This window comes from Thermogutta sp., assembly GCF_039793925.1.
In the GTDB taxonomy this organism is placed as follows: Bacteria; Planctomycetota; Planctomycetia; order Pirellulales; family Thermoguttaceae; genus Thermogutta.
Genome location: NZ_JBAMME010000228.1, coordinates 1 through 5,792, shown reverse-complemented (window position 1 = coordinate 5,792; position 5,792 = coordinate 1). Strand labels below are relative to the sequence as shown.

Sequence of the window (5,792 nt, the reverse complement as noted above, 5' to 3'; positions counted from 1 at the left end):
GAATTCCGCCTCGATTGGCCAGTTCCCTTGAGAAGCGAGCGCCACGACGGTGGCGTGAGTGTGCATCAAGGCTCGCGGACGCTTGCGATCAGGCTGGGGCGAGCGATCTTGGCGTTATTGCTCAATGCGGTATAGACTCATCTCGGCGACGTTATCCCGCACACGGTGTTGGCCGCAGGTGACTGAGTGCACCTCCGATTTTAGCTCTTCGTGCATTTTCCGAGATTGGCCTCCGTATCAAATGAATGCTCACAAAAAAACACGTGATCATGATTCGACAAGCCGGAAGTGTCGGTGGGGCACACAAGTCACTGATCGTACCTGGGAAGCTGATCCTCCCCCGAGGCCATGGCAAAATCATCAAGGTATATCCAGCAGTCCCTGTTATTTTTGGCCCGCTCGGGGATGAACGCACCGAGGGTGGTGGGCATGCAGAGTGTTTTGTGCCCGCCTACGTGCTCGGGAGGAATCTTCCAGGAGAAACTAGGCGTTACGCCGTCGATGTATTCGGCCACTTTTACCATTTTTCCGCCCATCGGTCGCAACCATGCTTCGTATCGCCCTGACGTCGTCGAGGTATCGAAGTGGAGTTTCACCAGAAACCAGTGATTAGCCACAATCCGTGTGTCGATGTCCATCTGTCCCAACTTCCATCGGTCCCACTCGGCCGCTTTGTGAATGTTGGCGAAGGGAACGGGGGGATTGCCCGAACCAAGCCCCTCACACTGGAAGAGGAGTTCGCGATAGGATGGTAGCTCGTAAATGCGGGGTCTTTCTTCGCCTTTGATCCACACCTGACTGCTATGATGGATCGTGAAAAGCCAGCGAGGATGAGCCGGATATATACCATTCGGGCTGGGATATAGAAACTTGCCATTGGTGATGCCGCTAAGCTGATCTTCCTTATCCTGAGGATCGTCGTAGTGGTTGAGGTAGAACCAGAACTGGAACCAGACGTTGCCGGGAATCTGGTCGGTTGGTCCTCGGGCGTCGCCCAGTCGGAGGTAGAAGTCGGTTTGCGTCTGAAACTTTCCGGGAAGAGCCTCAATTGCCAAAACTCGTTGGGAATTGCGTCCAGGGAATTTGGCCTGGTAACCCGGAATACGTTCCACAGTGTAGAGGTAACCCGTACCTCGACCCACACTATTGATCGACTTAACACCCGACCATTTTCCTTGTGTAAGGAAAGGGGGATGTGGATCGATGACATCGCGCTTGACCTCGTATTCGAAATCATCGAAGAACAGCAGCCCAGGGGCGCTTTGCTGTACCTGTTGGGCCCGAGCAGGTGTAGCCGCCGCAAGCAGTACTGCTGCTGGAACGAGCCAAAACAGTCTTCTGATCGCTGCACAAGTTCGAGGCTTAAAGGTCATGATCGTGTAACTTCTGGACGAATGGCGGTTGCTGATCCGCCGAGGAAGCAGGTGGCCTAAAATTAGGGCAATTGTCCACACGGAATCTTGCGCTCGCCACGCCTACCGGAAACCCAAAGCAGCAAGTCGACGCCCAATAATTTTAATGGAACAAAATTGCTTGGCAAACTATTCCCTAAATTTCTCGGTTTTCTGAACGGAGCAATTTGGTCGGAAGGGTTCCCAGGAATTTTTCAAAGTGCTTCGCTTCAACAGCCGGGCCATTGATCCACGTCAGCGTCTCACGATGCGCATTTTCCTGCCGTACTAGACGGCATGAGGCTATCCTCTGTCCGCATCGCAAGCTTTTTGCGCAACGGCTGGCGGTACTGGAGAACAATTTGTTCCAGACGATAGAACGCATCGCGCGACTGGAAGAGGAGAACGCCCGGGTATATTAACAGTTGGCCGCCGTGCCGACGAAGCACATGCAGAACGAGTAAAGCGACCAGGCATGTAATGCTCACCAGGGCCATCAGCCGCCCGGGCGATGGTAGGGCCATCGCCCCAAGCATTATTTCCCAACCAGCCACTAAGGCCCAAGCCGGTACAATCGTGTGGACCAAACAAGCAGCCAGCTGGTCAAAACGGAAGACTTGACCACTGAACGATATGGCCGTAAACACCAGCGACCTGTTAACCGCAAACCAGCTTGCGCCCGCAACTACCTCGTTCATTTAGATCCCAGGTTGTGTTTGCCTTTGCGGCAAGCCACCAATGTGTTCCCATAACGCAAAGCATGAGTCGCTGTTTATCCTATTCGGGAGGATCGGCTCCTTGGTTGTGGTTGCCGCAGTAGCGTGCTCGGGACTTCATCGGCCGGTGGCCGCCAAACAGACCGGCTAACCTCACGTCGTCGCGGCCGCACCACAGGCTTTTGCCATCTTCCACCACACAACAAAGGCTCCTGGACCAGCTGTAACCAACACAACCAGCACAAGCAGCACAATCCAGCCCGACCGCTTCTTGGGCGGCGCTGCCGCCGTGGACAACCGCTCTACTTTTATGCACAGCTCGAGAAGCTGCACAGTTACAGCAGCGGGGTCTACGCCGCTTGCAGCCACAATGCGCAAGTTGGCCGCGCCGTCTGTTCCTACCTCCGTTCGTTGCAAACGGGGGAATGTTACTCCGCCCTCGTGCGAAATCTGAAAGCTCAATTCGTCGCCGCTGCGAACCAGACGCTGGCGCCCCTGGTGAGTCGACACGGGAATACTTTTTGTCTTGTAACCCCGCTTCCCCTCTTTGTCCTCGGCAAGTATCGCTACGATGGCTTCCCCTCCTTTCGGCTGTCTGAAATGCCCCAAGGTTCCCGCCCGAAATTGCTGTGAGGCAAAATTCGCCCAGAGCTTCAATCCTACTCCCAGCCCCTTGGTGGGCTCACCGGTTGACAGAATCCTGTACGTCAACGTGGTTTGGAAGTCACCACCGATGCGAAAGAGGGGAAAAAGCCGATTTCCTCTTTGAGGGAATGCACCTCACACCGTTTTCCGCAGTGACTGTACCCAATTGACCCGTTCGAAGAGGTACCAGGACCGGTGGGAGTTCCCCACCTGGGCGAAAATCATGATAGAACTCCGCGTTCATTTGGCCTAAGGTCAAAATCACACAAAGCAGCACAGCACTGCTCATCGGAAGTTGCCTGTCGCCCAAAAGGTCTCAGCCAGCCTCTTGTTCTGGTTCCCGGCCTCAAGGGCCAACGGACGGAAGGTCGCCAGCATTGGGTGTAACATTGGGTGTGAGTAGTGCGGTAATCTCCCGCCAGGAGACCTGATAAGAAACGCTTCGCACGCTGCCGTCGGCCAACAAGAACTGCGCTCCGCCCGGATGAGGCCAACCCCAATTGGTCCTGTAATCGTTTCCCACAGCATCGCGCACGAGGCCCAAACCGCGACGCGCTGTGCTCCCGGAGACGCCCAAGAAAAACGGCTCGTCCCAGTACCAAGTGTTTGGCGTGTGTACTGCCGGATCGAAGGCCTTTTCGCAGGCGATGATTGTGTTTGAAAGTCCGTCAGTGAATTCGGCAAACCGCTTGCACCGCCGGGCCCTTGCGCGGGCAACCCTTCAATAATCATGCTGTTAGCTGCATAGTCCGCCTTTGCCCAGCGCCAGCCGCCGCCTTGGGACTCGCCGTAATTCTCCCTTTCCACTACCGTGTGTGCTTCAGCAGTCCAGCGACTTGGACACACATAAATGCCCGCCGGCACTTGCCAATCACGCTGCTAATACACGCTGTTCTGCTCAACAGAGGGCAGGATCGAGTAGAGCCACGAGCCGGTCTGGTACCACGGCGGGCGGCGAAGGTCGCCAGCTCCCCAGTGATACGTCTGTCCGGTGGAAAAATCCGTTGTCGACGGCGTAAACATGTTGCCCGATACCTCGGCGATCACCTGTCGGTTGTCCCACCCGCCGTTGTGGGGAAGCACATTGTACATTTCGTGGTGCATGTGAAGCCCCAGACCGATCTGCTTCAAATGGTTGCTGCACTGCCCACGCCGGGCAGTTGCCTGGGCCATTTGCACAGCAGGCAAAAGCAGGGCCACGAGAAGGCCGATGATGCTAATCACCACCAGCAACTCGATAAGCGTCATCGCCCGCCTGTTCACAGTTCCGCTCATGGCGAGCATTGTCCCCGTCGGTCACTAGAAGTTTCCGCCCCTTGTTACATCGCAACCGTGTACTATGAAATGCAATTTACACCTGGACCCTCGGTGTAATGGTGTCTGGATGTCTTTTGCGGCACGGGCTGGGGCCTCCATCAACTCCTTCGGCTGCCAGTGCCGGTATTTCCACAGCGTGGCCTTTGCGATTAGACCGTCGTAAAAGCGAATCTTCTTGCCCCCCTTATCGCGCGACCGTGATCGCGGATCGTCACTTCCACAATCCAGAGGCCCACCCGCGCGGCCTTGGCCGTCACCTTCGGGCAAAACTCCAACCGCTCGCATTCCAGGTCCAGTGCCGGAAGCACCTCTGTGGGAAACAGCTTGTAGCAGGTCGCCTCGTCGGTGATTCGCACCCGGTACAAAAGCCGCCCCATGATGTTCAGCACCGTCACCCCGTGATAGAACGGATTGGCCAGTTCCCTGAGGCACCCAAACCAATGGCCCGCCGGGCGAAGGCAAGGTATGGCACCATATCGTTGAGCAGCGCCCCAGCAATATCGCCCGCTTTGGTCCGGAGGCGATCCACAATACGGCAAACGTCGTCGCCGTGCCCAGGGAAGTCAATCAGAAAATCGCCGACTACTATTCGTCCAAACCACTTAGCGGTTTCATGGGTGGAAAGACGGTTCGCGAGTCGCTGGACAGTCAATCATACGAAGAGCAGCAAGCCTTTGGCCTGAAGATCCTGCCAATGGTGCTTGAGGGAAAGCCGTTGCCGTAAGGTGGAGAAATGCCTATGTGCTCAGAACGTATCCAGAGCCTGATTGCTCAGTTCCGCGAGGCGGTGCTGGAAAATGCGCAGTACTCCAGCCGTGCCCTGACGGATCCCAAGAGGAAGACCGACCCCGACAAGGCTAACCGTGCCCATGACCGTGCCCATCAGTGCTACAAAGAACTAAGGACCACACCAGAAGGCCGCCAGGCCATCTGCGATTTGATGCGTGATCCTGATCCTTATGTCCGATCGGCAGCCGCAGCTCGCGCGCTTTTTTGGAAACCCGAGGAGGCCCGTCAGGTCCTGGAAGAGCTAATCGAACAAGGAGGTATCCTAGGCTTTGAGTGCGAGCTGGTTCTCAAGGAGTTTGACGCAGGAAGACTCTCGTTCGATTATTAGGCGGCGTCGAATGCCTGGGGCGGCTATTCGTCGGCGTCTGCCAAACCGATGCTCGCAAGGTTAAACTCGATGCCTCAGGAGTTCCCACGACATCGCCGGCTTTTCTGCTGGACAACGGTGTGACTGACGCGGCCGATTAGTGTTAGCAGACCCTCCGGCAGACCAGCAGCGACAGCTCGGGCCAGCGGCGGCAGCTACCAGGACGCCACCTACGACGACTACAATTACCAGTACCAGTGGACGAAGACTTGGCTTCCTGAGGGCCAACCCACCGTGACCGAGTCAGCCACGAACCACGTCACGGGCATCGAAAACGGCACCGCTACCGGCTGGTCGAGCTGGTCGATCACTTGGGGCAGCAGCAGCGGCTCTGGCAGCGCGAGTGGTAGCGGCTCGGGTTCAGGCAGCGGCAGTTCCTCCAGCACGAGTTGGGGCGGCCCGTGGAGCAATTCTTACGACGAGACCATTACGTATCCCGGCTTCTACGACTATCGCTACTATGGCCGGGACTACGGCGGCGGCCCCGGCGAAGAGGATGACATCGCCTATGTGGGCGACCCGTTCAGCGACGCCAGCAGCGGCATGTTCCCCTTCGCCTATAGCGAC

Annotated in this window: 8 protein-coding genes; 3 read left to right on the top strand and 5 right to left on the bottom strand. The window is 56.8% G+C overall.

The window, feature by feature from the left end; translation table 11 throughout:
• Positions 1–308 precede the first annotated feature (308 nt).
• The 5 genes from ABJK56_RS10020 to ABJK56_RS10000 form a co-directional block, all read right to left on the bottom strand.
• Positions 309–1,373, bottom strand: coding sequence for a hypothetical protein (locus ABJK56_RS10020; protein WP_347244530.1), 1,065 nt, complete (start codon positions 1,371–1,373; stop codon positions 309–311).
• Between the two features lie 281 nt (positions 1,374–1,654).
• Entirely contained in the window at positions 1,655–2,089 is a 435-nt protein-coding gene (locus ABJK56_RS10015; protein WP_347244529.1) for a hypothetical protein, read from the bottom strand.
• A 171-nt stretch (positions 2,090–2,260) separates the two neighbouring features.
• A complete protein-coding gene (locus tag ABJK56_RS10010; RefSeq protein WP_347244528.1) occupies positions 2,261–2,764 on the bottom strand; it encodes a hypothetical protein in 504 nt (167 codons plus the stop codon).
• An 867-nt stretch (positions 2,765–3,631) separates the two neighbouring features.
• On the bottom strand, positions 3,632–4,036 hold the full coding sequence (locus ABJK56_RS10005) for a DUF1559 domain-containing protein (protein WP_347244527.1): 405 nt from the start codon (positions 4,034–4,036) through the stop codon (positions 3,632–3,634).
• A 182-nt stretch (positions 4,037–4,218) separates the two neighbouring features.
• Positions 4,219–4,446, bottom strand: coding sequence for a hypothetical protein (locus ABJK56_RS10000; RefSeq protein ID WP_347244526.1), 228 nt, complete (start codon positions 4,444–4,446; stop codon positions 4,219–4,221).
• A 173-nt stretch (positions 4,447–4,619) separates the two neighbouring features.
• Between ABJK56_RS10000 and ABJK56_RS09995 the strand changes: the two genes are divergently transcribed.
• The 3 genes from ABJK56_RS09995 to ABJK56_RS09985 all read left to right on the top strand — a co-directional run.
• Entirely contained in the window at positions 4,620–4,793 is a 174-nt protein-coding gene (locus ABJK56_RS09995; protein WP_347244525.1) for a hypothetical protein, read from the top strand.
• Positions 4,794–4,808: 15 nt separating this feature from the next.
• Positions 4,809–5,186 (top strand): hypothetical protein, encoded by a 378-nt coding sequence (locus ABJK56_RS09990; RefSeq protein ID WP_347244524.1) that lies wholly within the window; start codon positions 4,809–4,811, stop codon positions 5,184–5,186.
• A 273-nt stretch (positions 5,187–5,459) separates the two neighbouring features.
• Positions 5,460–5,792: hypothetical protein (locus tag ABJK56_RS09985; protein ID WP_347244523.1), on the top strand; the 333-nt coding region annotated here is incomplete at its 3' end.

Bases quoted from the DNA above. Each gene is read 5' to 3' on its own strand.
- ABJK56_RS10005 (WP_347244527.1), bottom strand. From the start codon at position 4,036: ATGCTCGCCATGAGCGGAACTGTGAACAGGCGGGCGATGACGCTTATC.
- ABJK56_RS10020 (WP_347244530.1), bottom strand. From the start codon at position 1,373: ATGACCTTTAAGCCTCGAACTTGTGCAGCGATCAGAAGACTGTTTTGG.
- ABJK56_RS09990 (WP_347244524.1), top strand. From the start codon at position 4,809: ATGTGCTCAGAACGTATCCAGAGCCTGATTGCTCAGTTCCGCGAGGCG.
- ABJK56_RS10000 (WP_347244526.1), bottom strand. From the start codon at position 4,446: ATGGGGCGGCTTTTGTACCGGGTGCGAATCACCGACGAGGCGACCTGC.
- ABJK56_RS10015 (WP_347244529.1), bottom strand. From the start codon at position 2,089: ATGAACGAGGTAGTTGCGGGCGCAAGCTGGTTTGCGGTTAACAGGTCG.